At 68.0% G+C, this 15,641-nt stretch carries 15 protein-coding genes; 8 read left to right on the forward strand and 7 right to left on the reverse strand.

Translation table 11 applies throughout. The features are described 5' to 3' along the window. Positions 1-7 precede the first annotated feature (7 nt). Positions 8-1,543, reverse strand: coding sequence for an amino acid permease (locus U4Y91_RS00325; RefSeq protein WP_321802444.1), 1,536 nt, complete (start codon positions 1,541-1,543; stop codon positions 8-10). Between the two features lie 517 nt (positions 1,544-2,060). Between U4Y91_RS00325 and U4Y91_RS00330 the strand changes: the two genes are divergently transcribed. The 3 genes from U4Y91_RS00330 to argG all read left to right on the forward strand — a co-directional run bounded on the left by U4Y91_RS00330 (position 2,061) and on the right by argG (position 6,510). Beyond that, positions 2,061-3,593 carry a sensor domain-containing diguanylate cyclase gene (locus tag U4Y91_RS00330; protein ID WP_321802446.1) on the forward strand — a complete coding sequence of 511 codons (1,533 nt, stop codon included), beginning with the start codon at positions 2,061-2,063 and terminating at the stop codon, positions 3,591-3,593. Between the two features lie 152 nt (positions 3,594-3,745). Continuing rightward, positions 3,746-4,816 carry an FUSC family protein gene (locus U4Y91_RS00335; RefSeq protein WP_321802447.1) on the forward strand — a complete coding sequence of 357 codons (1,071 nt, stop codon included), beginning with the start codon at positions 3,746-3,748 and terminating at the stop codon, positions 4,814-4,816. A 359-nt stretch (positions 4,817-5,175) separates the two neighbouring features. Continuing rightward, positions 5,176-6,510, forward strand: coding sequence for an argininosuccinate synthase (gene argG, locus U4Y91_RS00340; RefSeq protein WP_321802450.1), 1,335 nt, complete (start codon positions 5,176-5,178; stop codon positions 6,508-6,510). A gap of 143 nt (positions 6,511-6,653) precedes the next feature. On the opposite strand, the gene U4Y91_RS00345 is transcribed toward argG, so the two are convergent. The 3 genes from U4Y91_RS00345 to U4Y91_RS00355 all read right to left on the reverse strand — a co-directional run bounded on the left by U4Y91_RS00345 (position 6,654) and on the right by U4Y91_RS00355 (position 9,713). Next, positions 6,654-7,019: a nuclear transport factor 2 family protein gene (locus U4Y91_RS00345; RefSeq protein ID WP_321802452.1), complete on the reverse strand. Its 366-nt coding sequence runs from the start codon at positions 7,017-7,019 to the stop codon at positions 6,654-6,656. Between the two features lie 110 nt (positions 7,020-7,129). Next, the gene (locus U4Y91_RS00350) at positions 7,130-8,440 is read right to left on the reverse strand and encodes an MFS transporter (protein WP_321802454.1); all 1,311 of its coding nucleotides are present in this window, start codon (positions 8,438-8,440) and stop codon (positions 7,130-7,132) included. Between the two features lie 190 nt (positions 8,441-8,630). Continuing rightward, a complete protein-coding gene (locus tag U4Y91_RS00355) occupies positions 8,631-9,713 on the reverse strand; it encodes a tartrate dehydrogenase (protein WP_321802456.1) in 1,083 nt (360 codons plus the stop codon). A gap of 108 nt (positions 9,714-9,821) precedes the next feature. Between U4Y91_RS00355 and U4Y91_RS00360 the strand changes: the two genes are divergently transcribed. Genes U4Y91_RS00360 through U4Y91_RS00375 form a run of 4 tightly spaced genes read left to right on the forward strand, consistent with a single transcriptional unit; the run spans position 9,822 to position 12,325 of the window. Continuing rightward, the gene (locus U4Y91_RS00360) at positions 9,822-10,730 is read left to right on the forward strand and encodes a LysR substrate-binding domain-containing protein (RefSeq protein WP_321802457.1); all 909 of its coding nucleotides are present in this window, start codon (positions 9,822-9,824) and stop codon (positions 10,728-10,730) included. A 50-nt stretch (positions 10,731-10,780) separates the two neighbouring features. Continuing rightward, positions 10,781-11,491, forward strand: a complete 711-nt coding sequence (locus U4Y91_RS00365) for a helix-turn-helix transcriptional regulator (RefSeq protein WP_321802459.1) — start codon at positions 10,781-10,783, stop codon at positions 11,489-11,491. After that, the gene (locus U4Y91_RS00370; protein WP_321802461.1) at positions 11,488-11,826 is read left to right on the forward strand and encodes a hypothetical protein; all 339 of its coding nucleotides are present in this window, start codon (positions 11,488-11,490) and stop codon (positions 11,824-11,826) included. Before U4Y91_RS00365 ends, U4Y91_RS00370 begins: the two co-directional genes overlap by 4 nt. Beyond that, positions 11,810-12,325 (forward strand): HipA domain-containing protein, encoded by a 516-nt coding sequence (locus U4Y91_RS00375; RefSeq protein ID WP_321802463.1) that lies wholly within the window; start codon positions 11,810-11,812, stop codon positions 12,323-12,325. The genes U4Y91_RS00370 and U4Y91_RS00375 overlap by 17 nt, the downstream gene beginning before the upstream one ends. 30 nt (positions 12,326-12,355) lie before the next feature. On the opposite strand, the gene U4Y91_RS00380 is transcribed toward U4Y91_RS00375, so the two are convergent. The 3 genes from U4Y91_RS00380 to U4Y91_RS00390 form a co-directional block, all read right to left on the reverse strand. Continuing rightward, complete coding sequence (locus U4Y91_RS00380) at positions 12,356-13,357, reverse strand: LysR family transcriptional regulator (protein ID WP_321802465.1); 1,002 nt, start codon at positions 13,355-13,357, stop codon at positions 12,356-12,358. A 100-nt stretch (positions 13,358-13,457) separates the two neighbouring features. After that, positions 13,458-13,877: an ATP--cob(I)alamin adenosyltransferase gene (locus U4Y91_RS00385; RefSeq protein ID WP_124528896.1), complete on the reverse strand. Its 420-nt coding sequence runs from the start codon at positions 13,875-13,877 to the stop codon at positions 13,458-13,460. A 155-nt stretch (positions 13,878-14,032) separates the two neighbouring features. Further along, positions 14,033-14,833: a helix-turn-helix transcriptional regulator gene (locus tag U4Y91_RS00390; RefSeq protein ID WP_321802467.1), complete on the reverse strand. Its 801-nt coding sequence runs from the start codon at positions 14,831-14,833 to the stop codon at positions 14,033-14,035. Positions 14,834-15,004: 171 nt separating this feature from the next. Here U4Y91_RS00390 and U4Y91_RS00395 point away from each other — a divergent pair, with 171 nt between their 5' ends. Next, a complete protein-coding gene (locus U4Y91_RS00395; RefSeq protein WP_321802468.1) occupies positions 15,005-15,631 on the forward strand; it encodes a LysE family translocator in 627 nt (208 codons plus the stop codon). Positions 15,632-15,641 lie beyond the last annotated feature (10 nt).

A 15,641-nucleotide genomic window follows, 5' to 3' on the forward strand; every position in this document is an offset into this window, starting at 1 on the left:
ATCGGCATCAGCCCACGGTTTCGCGGTTCTCCACGTGCTGCAGCTGCGCGCCGCGGTTCGCGGCCGCCCACGGCGCGATTTCCATGTCCTCGTAGCGCACGAAGCGGCTCTTGTTCAGGAGCCGGTAGCCGAGCCACACGACGAGGAACAGCGGAATGCCGACGTAGGTCGCGACCACGCCCGCCCAGTCGATCCGGTTCGCGAGAAACGCCTGGTAGTCCTGGCCGAGCGCGATCACGAGACACAGCGCGAACGCGAACAGCGGGCCGAACGGAAACCACTTCGACTGGTACGGCAGCTGGTCGAGCGCGTAACCCTGCTTCACGTAGCCCTTGCGGAACCGGTAGTGGCTGATCGCGATGCCGAGCCACGCGATGAAACCCGTCATCCCCGACGTGTTCAGCAGCCACAGGTACACCGTCTTGTCGCCGTACAGCGACGTGAAGAAGCACAGCGCGCCGACGGCGGTCGTCGCGTACAGCGCGTTGCGCGGCACGCCGCCCGGCGACAGCTTCGCGAACAGCCTCGGCGCGCGGCCTTCCGTCGCGAGGTTGTAGAGCATCCGCGTCGACGCGTACATGCCCGAGTTGCCGGCCGACAGCACGGCCGTCAGGATCACCGCGTTCATCACGCCGGCCGCGAACGCGAGGCCCGCGTGGCGGAACACGAGCGTAAACGGGCTCACGCCGATGTCGGTCACGTCGCTCTTCAGCAGGTTCGGGTCGGTATACGGAATCAGCACGCCGATCACGAAGATCGCCAGCACGTAGAACAGCAGGATCCGCCAGAACACCTGACGCACCGCGCGCGGGATCGTCGTGCGCGGATTCTCCGATTCGCCGGCCGCGACGCCGATCAGCTCGGTGCCCTGGAACGAGAAGCCCGCGATCATCGCGACGCCCATCAGCGCCGGCAGGCCGCCCGCGAACGGCGCATCGCCGATCGTCAGGTTGCCCCAGCCGTTGCTCGGCGCGCCTTTCAGAATGCCGAAGATCATCAGCAGGCCGACGCCGATGAACGCGACCACGGTGACGACCTTGATCAGCGCGAACCAGTATTCGGCTTCCCCGAAGCCGCGCACGGTCAGCGCGTTGAGCAGGAACATCACGCCGAGGAACGCGGCGCTCCACCAGACCCCCGGCACGTCCGGGAACCAGTAGTGCATCACGAGCTGCGCGGCGACCAGCTCGACCGCGATCGTCACGGCCCAGTTGTACCAGTAGTTCCAGCCGAGCGCGAAGCCGAAGCCTTCGTCGACGTATTTCGCGCCGTAGGTCGCGAACGAGCCCGACACCGGCATGAACGCGGCCATTTCGCCGAGGCTCGTCATCAGGAAATAGACCATCAGGCCGATCAGCATGTACGCGACCATCGCGCCGCCGGGGCCGGCCTGCGAGATCGACGCGCCGGACGCGACGAACAGGCCCGTGCCGATCGAGCCGCCGATGGCGATCATCGTCAGATGGCGCGCCTTCAGCGCGCGATGAAGCTTGGGTGGGTTCGCGGACGAACCGGGTTGGTCGGAATTCGGGATTGCGGACATAAACGAGACGAACGTTGAGCGGGCCGGCATCCGGGGCCGGCGCATGCGGGATCGGGGCGCGTCGCGCCGCCTGCTGCGATGCATTCGATGCGGCCCCGATACGCGTTGCGCGCCGGGCGCCAGCGGCGAAGCGCGGATTCTACCTGATTCGCCGTGGAGACCGCTCGGGTCCGGACGCCCCGGCGCCGCATGCCGGCGCGGGGTGATCCGCGCCGGCGAACCCATCCGTCCAATACGCAATCGCGCCGGCGCAATAGCCCGATCCTGTATTAAAACGACAAAATCGATCGGCATGCGCTAATAATCAGACAAAATACCGGCCGCCCATAATCGCGATTCAAATCGAAACGAACACCCGGCTCACGGTAATGATGCGTAATCGTTCCGAATCGGATTGGCCATGCATGTTTTGCATCGAGCGGCGGGATTCGGGAATTCGCGAGATAATGCCGACTAATGCGAATTAATCAGAGCGCGGAATCGTCGACGACGCAAATATCCGCCGCCTGCCCCGAGGATGAAGCCACCCACGCCGCTCGCTACGCTGCGCCGTCATACCGCGACGGGCGTGGCACGCATACTGTCGCCCCGCGGCGTACTCGTCGCCGGCATCGTGCTGCTGCTGTTCAGCTGGGGACTCTCGACGTCGCTTTTAATCGAGGCGCGCCACGACGCGTATGACCATGCGGTCGAAAATGCGCGCAACCTGATGCTGCTGATCGAGCGCGATATTTCCCGCAATATCGAACTGTATGATCTGTCGCTGCAAAACGTCGTCGACGGGCTCGCCGATCCGGAACTGACGGCATTGCCGCCGCGCCAGCGTCACCGGCTGCTGTTCGACCGCGCCGCGACCGGCGCGTATCTCGGCGCCATTTTCGTGATGGATCCGCACGGCAATATCGTGATCGATTCGGCCGCATCGCCGCCGCGACAAGGCAATTTCGCCGACCGCGAGTATTTCACCGTGCATCGCGATCGGCTCGCGCAGGGCCTCTATATCAGCCGGCCCTATGCGTCCCGGCTGCGCGGCGGCGCGCTGACGATCGCGCTCAGCCGCCGGATCACGCTGGCCGACGGCCGCTTCGGCGGAATCGTCGTCGGCACGCTCAACATCGGCTACTTCCGCGCGCTGCTCGACGGGCTCGCGGTCGGCAAGCACGGCAGCGCGGCGATCGTCGAGGACAACGGCGCGCTCGTCTCGCGCCTGCCGTACGATCCGCGCGTGGTCGGCCTCGACCTTCACGACGCCCCGCTCTTCATCAAGGCGCAGCGCAGCAGCGAAGGCGTGTTGACGGGCATCGGAGCAATCGACGGCGTGCGGCGCGTCTACGTTTACAAGCATCTCGCGCATCTGCCGCTGATCGTCGACGTCGCGCCGGCCGAGATCGACATCTACGCGCCGTGGCGCCATCGCGCGATCTGGACCGCCGTGCTGATGGGCCTGTTTACCGTGTTCATCGTGGGGGGCTCGCTCGCGCTGTCGCGCGAACTCGAGCGCCGGCAGGTCACCAAGTTGAATCTGTACCGGCTCGCGCACACCGATTCGCTGACCGGGCTCGACAACCGCGGCACGTTCGATGCCGTGCTCGCGACGGAGGCACAGCGCGCGTCGCGCAGCGGCCGCCCGCTGTCGGTGCTGTTCGTCGACGTCGATCATTTCAAGGCGTTCAACGACTACTACGGCCACCTCGCCGGCGACGACGTGCTGCGCCGCGTCGCGCAATCCGCGTCGCGCTGCCTGCGCCGCGACAGCGACCATGTCGCACGCTACGGCGGCGAGGAATTCGTCGTCACGCTGCCCGACACCGACGCGCAGGGCGCGGCGACCGTCGCCGAAGCGATCCGCCGTGCGATCGCCGGGCTCGACATCGCGCACGTCCGCAGCCCGTACGGGCACGTGACGGCGAGCATCGGCGCCGCGACCACCGCCGGCGGGCGCGTCAACGCCGCGACGCTGCTGCGGCAGGCCGACGCGGCGCTGTACCACGCGAAGTCCGGCGGCCGCAATCGCGTGTCGAACGCCGAGGCGAATACGGCCGACGCGTGACGCGGCGGCCGGCGGCACCCGCGCCGCGCCGCCGTGGACAGCCCGCGCGCGTTCGGCTAGCGTTACGTCAGCTGCGCGTGCGGCGTGGCGCCGGCCCGCCCGCGCAGGCCGCCCGCGCATTCCGGCCATCCCGCCGGCCAACCCGCTCCGTCATGACCGCCCAGCTCCCTGCCCGATTCCCGCCGCTCCTGCGCCACGCGCTCCGTCCCCTGCTGGACCCGTACCGCCGCTACCGGCACGCGAAGCTGATCCATGCGGCGCGCGTCGCGCTCGCGATCCTCGTGTCGATCGCCTTGTCCACCGGCCTGCGCGTGCCGCACGGCGAATGGTCGACGATCACCGTGCTGATCGTCGTCGGCGGGCTGCAGCACCACGGCAACATCCGCAAGAAGGCGGCCGAGCGCGCCCTCGGCACGTCGATCGGCGCGCTCGCGGGGCTCGGGCTGATCCTGCTCTACTCCGTCCTGCACGCGCCGCTCGCGATCTACCTGCTGATGGCGATCGCGTGCGGGCTCTGCGCGTATCACGCGATCGGCAAGGCCGGCTACATCGCGCTGCTGTCGGCGATCACGATGGTGATCGTCGCCGGGCACGGCGACAACGAGATCGTCGATGGCCTGTGGCGCGCCGTGAACGTGCTGACCGGCATCGCGATCGCGCTGGCGTTCTCGTTCGCGCTGCCGCTCTACGCGACCTACTCGTGGCGCTACAAGCTCGCCGACGCGCTGCGCGCGTGCGCGGCCGTGCATGCGCGGCTCGCGGGCGACCGCCACGTGAGCGACGACGCGCACCTGAAGGAAATGGCCGCGCTGAGCGCACTGCTGGTGCAGCTGCGCTCGCTGATGCCGTCGGTGTCGAAGGAATGCGACATCCCGGTCACGCAGCTCGAGGCGATCCAGCGCGGCCTGCGCCTGTGCATCGGCTATCTGGAGATCCTGTCGAGCACGGTGCCGGCCCGCGACGACCTCGCCGCGCGCGAATACATGCGCGTCGAGATGAAGGCGATGAACCGGCGCATCCGCGACACGCTCGTCGGCGCGAGCCGCGCGCTCAAGTTCGGCACGCCGAGCCGGCTCGCACCGCGCCGCCGGCCGGCCGAGCCGCCGCACGACGCACCGCCGGCGCAGTTGTCGGGCTACGTGTCGATCACGGCCAAGCTGGCCGGCGAAGTGGATCAGTTGCGCGAGAAACTGCTCGATACCGCGCAGGCGTGGAATATCTGAACCTGGAGCTTTGACGATTCGAAGGCCGACGGATGCCGGGCGCCTCAGGACATCTTTCATTAGCCTTTCATAAAGGTGACCCGGCATCCTGGGCGCGGATGCCGCACCGGCTGACCGATCTGGCCCCGCCAATCGGGCGTGCACGCCGGCGCGCCTTCGCCAGTTTCGACCCAGGCTCGAGGCCGGTTCGCGGCGGATTCTCCGGCCGGTTAACCGCCCGCCGCGCCCGCCAGGCCCGCCGCGACAGGCCCGAAGACGTATTGGCGCGAAAATCAGGTCTTGCCCCAACTTCCCGGACAGCCGATACTCGCATATTCCGCGAAATACGATCCCACCGGCTTCAATCCACGGTAATTCCTATGAGCACGATTCTCGAAAGCCTCCCGACCGGCCAGAAGGTCGGTATCGCCTTCTCCGGCGGCCTGGACACCAGCGCCGCGCTGCACTGGATGAAACTGAAGGGCGCCGTCCCGTACGCATACACGGCGAACCTCGGCCAGCCCGACGAAGACGATTACGACGCGATCCCGAAACGCGCGATCGAATACGGCGCAGCCGGCGCCCGCCTGATCGACTGCCGCGCGCAGCTCGTCGCCGAAGGCATCGCCGCGCTGCAAAGCGGCGCGTTCCACATCACGACGGCCGGCGTCACGTACTTCAACACGACGCCGATCGGCCGCGCCGTGACGGGCACGATGCTCGTCGCCGCGATGAAGGAAGACGGCGTCAACATCTGGGGCGACGGCAGCACGTACAAGGGCAACGACATCGAGCGTTTCTACCGCTACGGCCTGCTCGTGAACCCGGATCTGAAGATCTACAAGCCGTGGCTCGACCAGACGTTCATCGACGAACTCGGCGGCCGCGCCGAAATGTCCGAATTCATGAACCAGGCCGGCTTTGCGTACAAGATGTCGGCCGAGAAGGCGTATTCGACCGACTCGAACCTGCTCGGCGCGACGCACGAGGCGAAGGATCTGGAAAGCCTCGAAAGCGGCATCAAGATCGTGAACCCGATCATGGGCGTCGCGTTCTGGCGCGACGACGTGAAGATCGCCGCCGAGGAAGTGACGGTGCGCTTCGAAGCCGGCCAGCCGGTCGCGCTGAACGGCGTCGAGTTCAAGGATCAGGTCGAGCTGCTGCTGGAAGCGAACCGCATCGGCGGCCGTCACGGCCTCGGCATGAGCGACCAGATCGAGAACCGCATCATCGAGGCGAAGAGCCGCGGCATCTACGAGGCCCCGGGCCTCGCGCTGCTGTACATCGCGTACGAGCGTCTCGTCACCGGCATCCACAACGAAGACACGATCGAGCAGTACCGCGAGAACGGCCGCCGTCTCGGCCGCCTGCTGTACCAGGGCCGCTGGTTCGACCCGCAGGCGATCATGCTGCGCGAAACGGCGCAGCGCTGGGTCGCGCGCGCGATCACCGGCGAAGTGAAGATCGAACTGCGCCGCGGCAACGACTACTCGATCCTGAGCACGAAGTCGCCGAACCTCACGTATCAGCCGGAACGCCTGTCGATGGAGAAGGTGGCGTCGACGTTCTCGCCGCGCGACCGGATCGGCCAGCTGACGATGCGCAACCTCGACATCACCGATACGCGCGACAAGCTGCGCGTGTATTCGCAAGTCGGCCTGCTGACGCCGGGTGAATCGTCGGCGCTGCCGCAGATCAAGGGCGACGACAAGTAAGTCGCTTCGTTCGACGCCGGGGCGCGTAGCCGATACGCGCCCCGGCCGGGCAGGCCGCATGTGCATCGGTGCATGCGCGGCCTGCTGCTTTCCCCTCCGCTGCTCCCCTTCCTGCTTTCCCTCCGCTATCGCATCACGCCGCGTCACGCCGCGTAGTGGGCGAATGCCTCGTTCACGCGACCGCCGGCACCGAAGCGGAACACCTCGACCGCGCCGCGTCCATTGGCGCCGCGATAGTGAATGGCGACGCTATCCACGCCCGCCAGCACCGCAGTGAACTCGAACCGCAGGTCCGGAATGAGCTGCAGCGCCTTTGCCCAGTACGCGCGCACCGCCTCCTTGCCGCGCAGGCATCCGCTCGGCTCGCCCGCGATCCGCACGATCATCGGCGAATGCATGACGAAGGCGTCATCGTAGTGCGACAGGATGCGGTCGAGATCGTGCGCGTTCCATGCGTCGATCCATTCCTGTGCAAAGTGCTGCGCGAATGCGTCGGTGATCGGTTCCATCCGGCTCGTCGTCTCCGTGTCGGGCGCGGCGGGAATGCCGGCCCGTGCGCTCGAGTGTAGCAGCGGCCGCACGGCGCCCGTGCACGCACCGCGTCCGGCAGGCCCCGCCGTCAATGATGGTGCCGCACCTCCGGCACGACCTGTTCGCGCGCCCCCTTGCGGCTCAGCATCAGCGTGACGACCGCCGACACCGCGAGCGTGCCCGCCACCACGTACAGCCCGGCCGCATAGCCGCCCGTCACGTGCTTGAGCCAGCCGATCGCGAACGGCCCGACGAAGCCGCCGAGGTTGCCGATCGAGTTGATCATCGCGATCCCCGCGGCCGCGCCGGCGCCGGACAGGAACGCGCTCGGCATCGCCCACAGCGGCGCCTTCGCCGCGCTGATCCCGATGTTGACGACGACCAGCGCGAGCACGGTCAAGAGCGCGGTGCCCGCCTGTCCCGCGAACACGAAGCCGATGCAGGCCAGCGCGCACGGCATCACCACGTGCCAGGTGCGCTCGCCGGTGCGATCCGAATGCCGTGCCCAGCCGATCATCGCGACGACCGCGGCGATGCTCGGGATGCCGGTCAGCAGGCCCGTCTGCAACGCGGTGAAGCCGAACTGCCTGACCATCAGCGGCGCCCACAGGCCGAGCGTATAGAGCCCCGCCGACGTGCCGAAGTAGATCAGCGCGAGCGCCAGCACGCGCGGGTCGCGCAGCGCCTGCCACGCGCCGGCCGTGTGCCCGGCATGCGTGTGCCGCGCGTCGGCTTCGGACTTCAGCTTCGCGATCAGCCAGTCGCGCTCGTCCGGCTGCAGCCACCCGGCCTTCGACGGCGCATCGGTCAGGCACTTCAGCACGACGAAGCCGAGCAGGACCGCGGGCAGCGCCTCGACGATGTACAGCATCTGCCAGTCGGCGAGCCCGAACATCGGCGGCATCTGCATGATCGCGCCCGACAGCGGCGAGCCGATCGCGGTCGAGATCGGCGCGGCCGCCATGAACCACGCGGCCGCCACCGCGCGCTGCTTCGCGGGAAACCACAGGCTCAGGTACAGGATGATGCCGGGGAAGAAGCCGGCTTCCGCGATGCCGAGCAGGAAGCGCAGCACGTAGAAGCTCGTCGGCCCGGCCGCGAACGCGGACACCGCCGACACGATGCCCCACGTGATCATCACGCGCGCGATCCAGATGCGCGCGCCGACGCGATGGAGAATCAGGTTGCTTGGCACTTCGAACAGAAAGTAGCCGATGAAGAACAGGCCGCCGCCGAGTCCGAACGCGGTCGGCGACAGGCCGATCGCCTTGTTCATCGTCATCGCCGCGAAGCCGACGTTGACGCGATCGAGAAAGCTGACGAAGTAAAGCAGCATCACGAACGGAATGATGCGCCACATCAGTTTCCGCGCGACGCGGGTTTCCAGATCCGTTTGCATGTGTCTCCTCCTTCGAGGTCGAGCCGCGCGCTGTCCGCGCAGGCTCGGTGGGTGCGGCCGGCGTCACGACGCAGCGTGCGCGCCGGCGCCCGGCTCGCGTCGAATGCGCGAGTCGCGGGCAAAAAAATCCGGGGTACGGCGAACGGAAGGCGGCCGGCTGCGCACGCGGCCGTCGCCGTCCTCGTTGCCGTCAGGCGGCGACCGCCGCGTGCGCGACGCGCTCGCAGACGGCGGCCGTCACCTGCGCGGTCGTCGCGCTGCCGCCGAGGTCGCGCGTATGCAGCGACGGATCGGCCGTCACGGCCTCGATCGCCTGCATCACGCGCGCGGCCGCTGCCGTCTCGCCGAGATGCTCGAGCAGCATCACGACCGACCAGAACGTGCCGACCGGATTCGCGAGGCCCCGGCCCATGATGTCGAACGCGGAGCCGTGGATCGGCTCGAACATCGACGGATAGCGGCGCTCGGGATCGATGTTGCCGGTCGGCGCGATGCCGAGGCTGCCGGCCAGCGCGGCCGCGAGATCGCTGAGGATGTCCGCGTGCAGGTTGGTCGCGACGATCGTGTCGAGCGACGCCGGGCGGTTCACCATGCGCGCGGTCGCGGCGTCGACGAGTTCCTTGTCCCACGTGACGTCGGGGAATTCCTGCGCGACCTGCTTCGCGATCTCGTCCCACATCACCATCGCGTGACGCTGCGCGTTGCTCTTCGTGATGACGGTCAGCAGCTTGCGCGGACGCGACTGCGCGAGCCGGAACGCGAAGCGCATGATGCGTTCGACGCCGGCACGCGTGAGGATCGACACGTCGGTCGCCGCCTCGATCGGATGCCCCTGGTGCACGCGGCCGCCGACGCCCGCGTATTCGCCCTCCGAGTTCTCGCGCACGATCACCCAGTTCAGGTCGGCCGGCCCGCAGCGCTTCAGCGGCGCGTCGATGCCGGGCAGGATGCGCGTCGGCCGCACGTTCGCGTACTGGTCGAAGCCCTGGCAGATCTTCAGGCGCAGGCCCCACAGCGTCACGTGGTCGGGCACGTCGGGGTCGCCGGCCGAGCCGAACAGGATCGCGTCCTTGCCGCGCAGCGCGTCGAGGCCGTCGGCCGGCATCATCGCGCCATGCTGGCGGTAGTAATCGGCGCCCCAGTCGAAATCCTCGAACTCGAACGCAAAGCGGTCGCTGCCGCGGGCCAGCGCTTCCAGCACCTGCTTGGCCGCAGGCACCACTTCCTTGCCGATGCCGTCGCCGGGAATGGTCGCGATACGGTAGGTCTTCATGCTGACATCCTCGATTGATCGTGAGCGTGAAGGCACTTTACCGAACCGGCAGTGCTGTAACCGGCGCTATACTCAAAGCATCTTTAACTTTAATTCATGAATCCCGTCATGGCGGATACCGTCCAGCCGGCCGATCTCGGCTTCTTCTCGACGCTGGCCGCAGCGGGCAGCCTGAGCGCGGCCGCGCGCGAGCTCGGGCTGACCGCGGCGGCCGTCAGCAAGCGGCTCACGCAGATGGAGCGGCGCGCGGGCGTGACGCTCGTCAACCGCACGACGCGGCGCATGATGCTGACGCCCGAGGGCGAGGTGTATCTCGACTACGCGCGCCGGATCCTCGATCAGATGGACGAACTGGGCGAACTGCTCGGCAGCGCGCAGCAGCGGCCGAAGGGGCTGCTGCGCGTGAACGCGACGCTCGGCTTCGGGCGCAGCCACGTCGGCCCGGCGATCTCGCGCTTCGTCGCGCGTTTTCCGGAGGTATCGGTGCAGTTGCAACTGTCGGTAATGCCGCCGCCGCTCACCGACGACGCGTTCGACGTGTGCATCCGCTTCGGCGAGCCGCCCGATACGCGCGTCGTCGCGCGACGGCTCGCGCCGAACCGCCGGCTGCTGTGCGCGGCGCCCGCATATCTCGCGCGGCACGGTACGCCGGGCACGCCGCACGAGCTGACGCGGCACAACTGCATCGGCATCCGGCAAGGCGACGAAGGCTACGGGATCTGGCGGCTGACGAGCGGACGCGGCGCGGCGCGCAACACGGAAGCCGTGCGGATCAACGGCAACCTGACGACGAACGACGGCGAGATCGCGGTGAAGTGGGCGCTCGACGGGCACGGCATCCTGATGCGCGCCGAGTGGGATATCCGCGACTATCTGGCCGACGGGCGCCTCGTCGTCGTGCTGCCCGACTACGAAACGCCGAGCGCGGATATCTACGCGGTGTATGCGCAACGGCATCAGATGTCGGCGCGGATACGGGCGTTCGTGGATTTTCTGGCGGGGGAGCTGGGCGGGTGACGGGAGGCAGGCGGAAAGCGCTGACACACGCTGCAGGACGAGGAGGCACCGTGCGTCCCGCGCAAACCGCATGCGGCGTCGAATCGGCCGGCCGGCATAATGCCAATATTTCGGCTATTTTTCATAAAAAACGCCAAAATATTTACATTTTCATCCATGAGTCAGACTCGGGATGCCGCGTGCCTCAAGCCAAAGTGCTATTATTTTGGCGTTATTCCACAAAAAGCGCTGAAATATTAGCTCCGACCATGGCAAAGAAGACTGCCCCGCTCTTGCCGGCATCCAATCGGCTGCTCGTCGACTTCGGCGAGCGGCTGAAGTTGGCGCGCCTGCGCCGAAAGCTGACGGCCAAGCAGGTCGCGGAACGCGCGGGCATGTCGCCAATGACGCTTCGCTCACTCGAGGCGGGCGGTTCGGGGGTAACGATGGGGGCCTATCTTTCCGTCATGCAGACGCTCGGGCTCCAGGGTGATCTGGAAAAGCTGGCCGCCACGGACCCGCTCGGCCGCCAGCTTCAGGACGCCCGACTCGCCACGCCGCGGCGCTCGAAGCAAGTGGCTTCGACACCGGCCGCGGCAGCGCTGCACACGTCCGGCAAGCGCGCTCGCGCGAGCGTTTCCCCCACCGCCCAAGCCGAGGGAACAGCGACGACGGCATCCGGTCACGCAGTGCCTGACGAAAATCGCGGCACGACCGCCGCGGATCTGACCGCATTGCTGAAACCCGTGAGCAAGCGACACGGAGGGGCGACCAGGAAATGACGACCATCTCCGTCTATGCAGACTGGGACGGCCTGCCCGCTCCCCGAAAACTCGGTCTTCTGCACAGTCGACAGACACGTGCCAGCGAACGGTTCGAATTCCAGTACGACGCGGTTGCGCTGGATGCACCCGAGTTCGCCGGCGTGCAACTCGACCCCGGGATCGGCCTCTTCGAAGGACCGCAATATCCGGTTCCGCCGCGGCACGCGTTCGGCGCGTTCGCCGATTCGAGCCCCGATCGATGGGGCCGCATGCTGATGGATCGCCGGCTGGAGCGTGACGTTCGCGCAGGTCTTCGGCCGAAGGGCACGCGACTCCATGAGTCGGACTGCTGATGGACGCCGGCTGCATTTTGCCTCGGCCATGACGATGACCGGCCATGTCGACGGCGACGATGCATCGACCGGTGTCAGCTACCTGGAACTGGCGGAAGTTCTCATGCGACATGGCGCGCAACCGAATGCCGACCTGCGCGAACTATGGGCCCGGATCGTCTTCAACCTTCTCGTCTCGAATACCGACGACCATCTTCGCAATCACGGGTTCATGCTCGAACCGGCTGCGGGCTGGCGACTCTCCGCGGCCTACGATATGAATCCCGTCGCCGTAGCCGATGGTCTCAAGCTCAACATCACGGAAGCGGATAACGCGCTGAACCTCGAACTCGCTCGCGAGGTATGTGAATACTTCCGGCTGAGCCTGAAGGATGCCGACGAGATCATCGATGATTTCCGCGGCGTCGTCGGCCAATGGCGCACGCTCGCGACACGACTCGCGCTTTCTGCCCGGGAACAGGAGCGCATGGCCGACGCGTTTCGCCTCGCAAGCACCTGAGCCCCCGTTCATTCATTCGACGCCCCGCTGTCACGCCGCTGCCGCCAGCCTCCCGTCGGGCTCGCACGCGGCGATCGCCGGTGCCGCCATCTGCCGCAGCGCTGCCCCAGGCACGCTCACACCGGCCCTGTCCTGCGCGGCCTCCTCGAAACGCTCCGCGATCCAGTCGACGAATGCGCGCACGCCCGGCGACACGTGCCGGCGCTTCGCATAGACGGCCGACACCGAAACCGCGCCCGGCCGCCACCGCGGCAGCACTTCCTGCAACTGTCCCGCGTCGATCAGCGGCTGCGCGACGACGCGCGGCGGCTGGATCAGCCCGAGGCCATGCACGCCGCAAGCCAGGTACGCCTGCTCGTCGTCGACGCTGACGATGCCGTCGAGCCGGATCTTGCGCAGCGCGCCGTCGATCGCGAATTCGAGTTCGGCGGTGCGCTGGGCCGACGCGAACGCGCCGTTGACCGCGCGATGCCCGGCAAGCGCATCGAGCGAACGCGGCACGCCGCAGCGCTCGAGATACGCGGGGCTCGCGCAGGTCACGCGCTCGAGTGCGCCGAGCGGGCGCGCAACCAGCGACGAATCGGGCTGCGCGCCCAGCCGGATGCTGCAGTCGACCGCATCGCCGATCAGGTCGGCCGCGCGTCCGGACACGCCCAGCATCAGCATGAGTTCGGGATGGCGCGCATGGAACGCGCCAAGCGCAGGCAGCACGATCGCGTCCGCTACCGATCCCGGCAACTCGACGCGCAGCGGCCCGCTCGGATGCCGCGCCGCGTTGCGCAGGCTCGCTTCGAGCTCGTCGACGTCCGCGGTGATGCGCTGGCACCGCCGGTAATACGCGTCGCCCTCCGGCGTCGCCCGCAGCGCGCGCGTCGTGCGCACCAGCAACGGCATGCCGAGCGCCGCCTCGAGTTCCTGCACGGTGCGCGTCGCGGTCGCGCGCGAAATGCCGAGCGAGTGCGCCGCGCGCGTAAAGCTGTTCATCTCGACGATGCGCGTGAAAATGCGCATCGCGCGAATCGGATTGTCCACCGGAAACTCCCGCGGAATGCGGCATGATGCGCCGTCGCGCGAACGCGACGCGGCGCATGCCTGTCAGTGAGAAAGCCGCGCCGCCGGCGCGGCGACCGGTTCAGTCGCGCGTGGCCGCGGCCGCGCGGGCCGGCGCGGCGAGCAGCTGCCGTGCCAGCGCGAGCGCCTCGTCACGATTCGCCGCCGCGTTCAACGGATAACCCCAGACCTTCTCGAACGCGGCCGAGAACGCATCGAGCGCCGCGCGCCGCTGCGCGTCGGGCTCGACCGCGATCATCGCGGGAATCCATTCGCGCGATTGCGCGCGATTCGCCTTGCTCCATTTCGCGAGCTGCTTGCGCATCTCGTGATCCTGCGCATCGCGATCATCGCCGGACGGTGCATCGTCGGTCAGGAACACGAAACGTTCCCGGCGCGCGAGCAACGCGTCGAGCTCGGCCAGCAAGTGCGCGGGATCGCTCGACGGCGAACGCGCGTAACGCAACCACACCAACGGAAATTCAGTCGTGACGATCTGCATGTCGACCTCCAGATGAGAATGATTCTCATGTTAGGGATCGACGCCCGTCCCGTCATTTCTCGCGCCGGCCAACCGCTTGTTCGATCCGGCCAAGCACGCGCGCGTGCCGACCTGACACGGCACGGCTCAGCACGGCACGGCTCAGCACGGCACGGTCAGCGCTGCCGGTCGGTCAGGTATTGGGTCGGCGACTTGCCGGTCGCCTTGCGGAACATCGTCACGAAGCTGCTCGCGCTCTCGTAGCCGAGGTCGATCGCGATCTGGTGCACGCGGCGGCCCGCCGTCAGCATCCGCAGCGACAGCGCGACGTGCAGCCGCCGGCGCCAGTCGCCGAGGCTCATGCCGAGTTCCTTCGCGGCGAGCCGCGTGAGGCTGCGCTCGCTGACGCCGGCGCGGCGCGCGAGTTCGGGCAGCGGCGACTTGTCGGCCGGGTCGTCGAGCAGGTGATCGATCAGCCTGCGCAGCCGGCGGTCGGCCGGCATCGGCAGATACAGGTCCTCGACCGGCGCCGCGACGAGTTCGTCGAGCAGCGTCGCCATCAGCCGCCCCTGCGGACCGTCGACGTCGTACAGGCTCGGGAAGCTCGCGGCCTTCAGCAGCAGTTCGCGCAACAGCGGCGACATGCCCAGCGTGCAGCAGCGCGCCGGCAGGCCGGGCGCCGCATCGGGCTCGACCAGCACCGCGTAGAACGTCGCGCCGGCCGAACCGCGCGCCGAATGCGTGACACCGCCCGGAATCCACACCGTGCATTGCGGCGGCGCGCTCCACACGCCGCCGTCGATCTCGCAATAGATGACGCCGCTCAGCGTGTACAGCAGTTGCGCCTGCGGATGGCTGTGCCGTTCGAGCCGCCATTCGGGCTCGACGACCGAGCCGCCGAACACGACGAGCGGACGCGGCACGTGATAGACGTCGGCGTCGGCAGCGGGGTCGGTAACGGGTGGCAGGTTGCGCATGGAGCGATGGTGTTGAAAGCGGCCGGACGGCGTGCCCGCGCGGCCTTTCGTGCTTATACCAGAAAGGCGCCGGCGCGGCGGCGCGGTGCCCGGCCGGCGTCGGCAGCCGCGCGCCGATCCGAATACAATGCGTCGATCCCCCGCCGCTGCGCCCACCTTGCCGGAGCCGCCATGTTCGACCTGACCACGCTGACCACCTTCATGGCCGTCGTCCTGGGCCTGTTCCTGATCCCCGGCCCCGCCGTGCTGCTGGTGCTGAGCCGCGCCGTGCAGGGCGGCCGCAAGACCGGTATCCTGACCGGCCTCGGCGTCGCGAGCGGCGACTTCGTGCATACGCTGTTTGCCGCCGTCGGGCTGTCGGCGCTGCTGATGACGTCGGCGCTCGCGTTCAACGTCGTGAAGCTGGTCGGCGCGGCTTACCTCATCTACCTGGGCGTGCGCGCGCTGCTCGACGGGCCGTCCGATCCGTCGCTGCCGAAGGTGCCGCCCGTCACGCCGCTGAAGGCCTACCTGCAGGCGATTCCCGCCGAAGTGCTGAACCCGAAGACCGCGCTGTTCTTCCTCGCGTTCATGCCGCAGTTCGTGCATCCGGAACGCGGCTCGACGTTCGTGCAGTTCGCGGTGCTCGGGCTGATCTTCGTCGTGCTCAGCTCGCTCTATACGACGCTGATCGCATGCTCGATCCGCCCGCTCGGCCGCGTCGTGAAGCGGCTCGCGTGGCTCACGCGCTGGCAGGGGAAGATCATCGGCTCGATCTTCATCGCGCTCGGGCTGCGCGTCGCGGTGCAGCAGCGCTGACAGGCGCGTT

The organism is Burkholderia sp. BCC1993 (assembly GCF_905339865.1).
Taxonomy (GTDB): domain Bacteria; phylum Pseudomonadota; class Gammaproteobacteria; order Burkholderiales; family Burkholderiaceae; genus Burkholderia.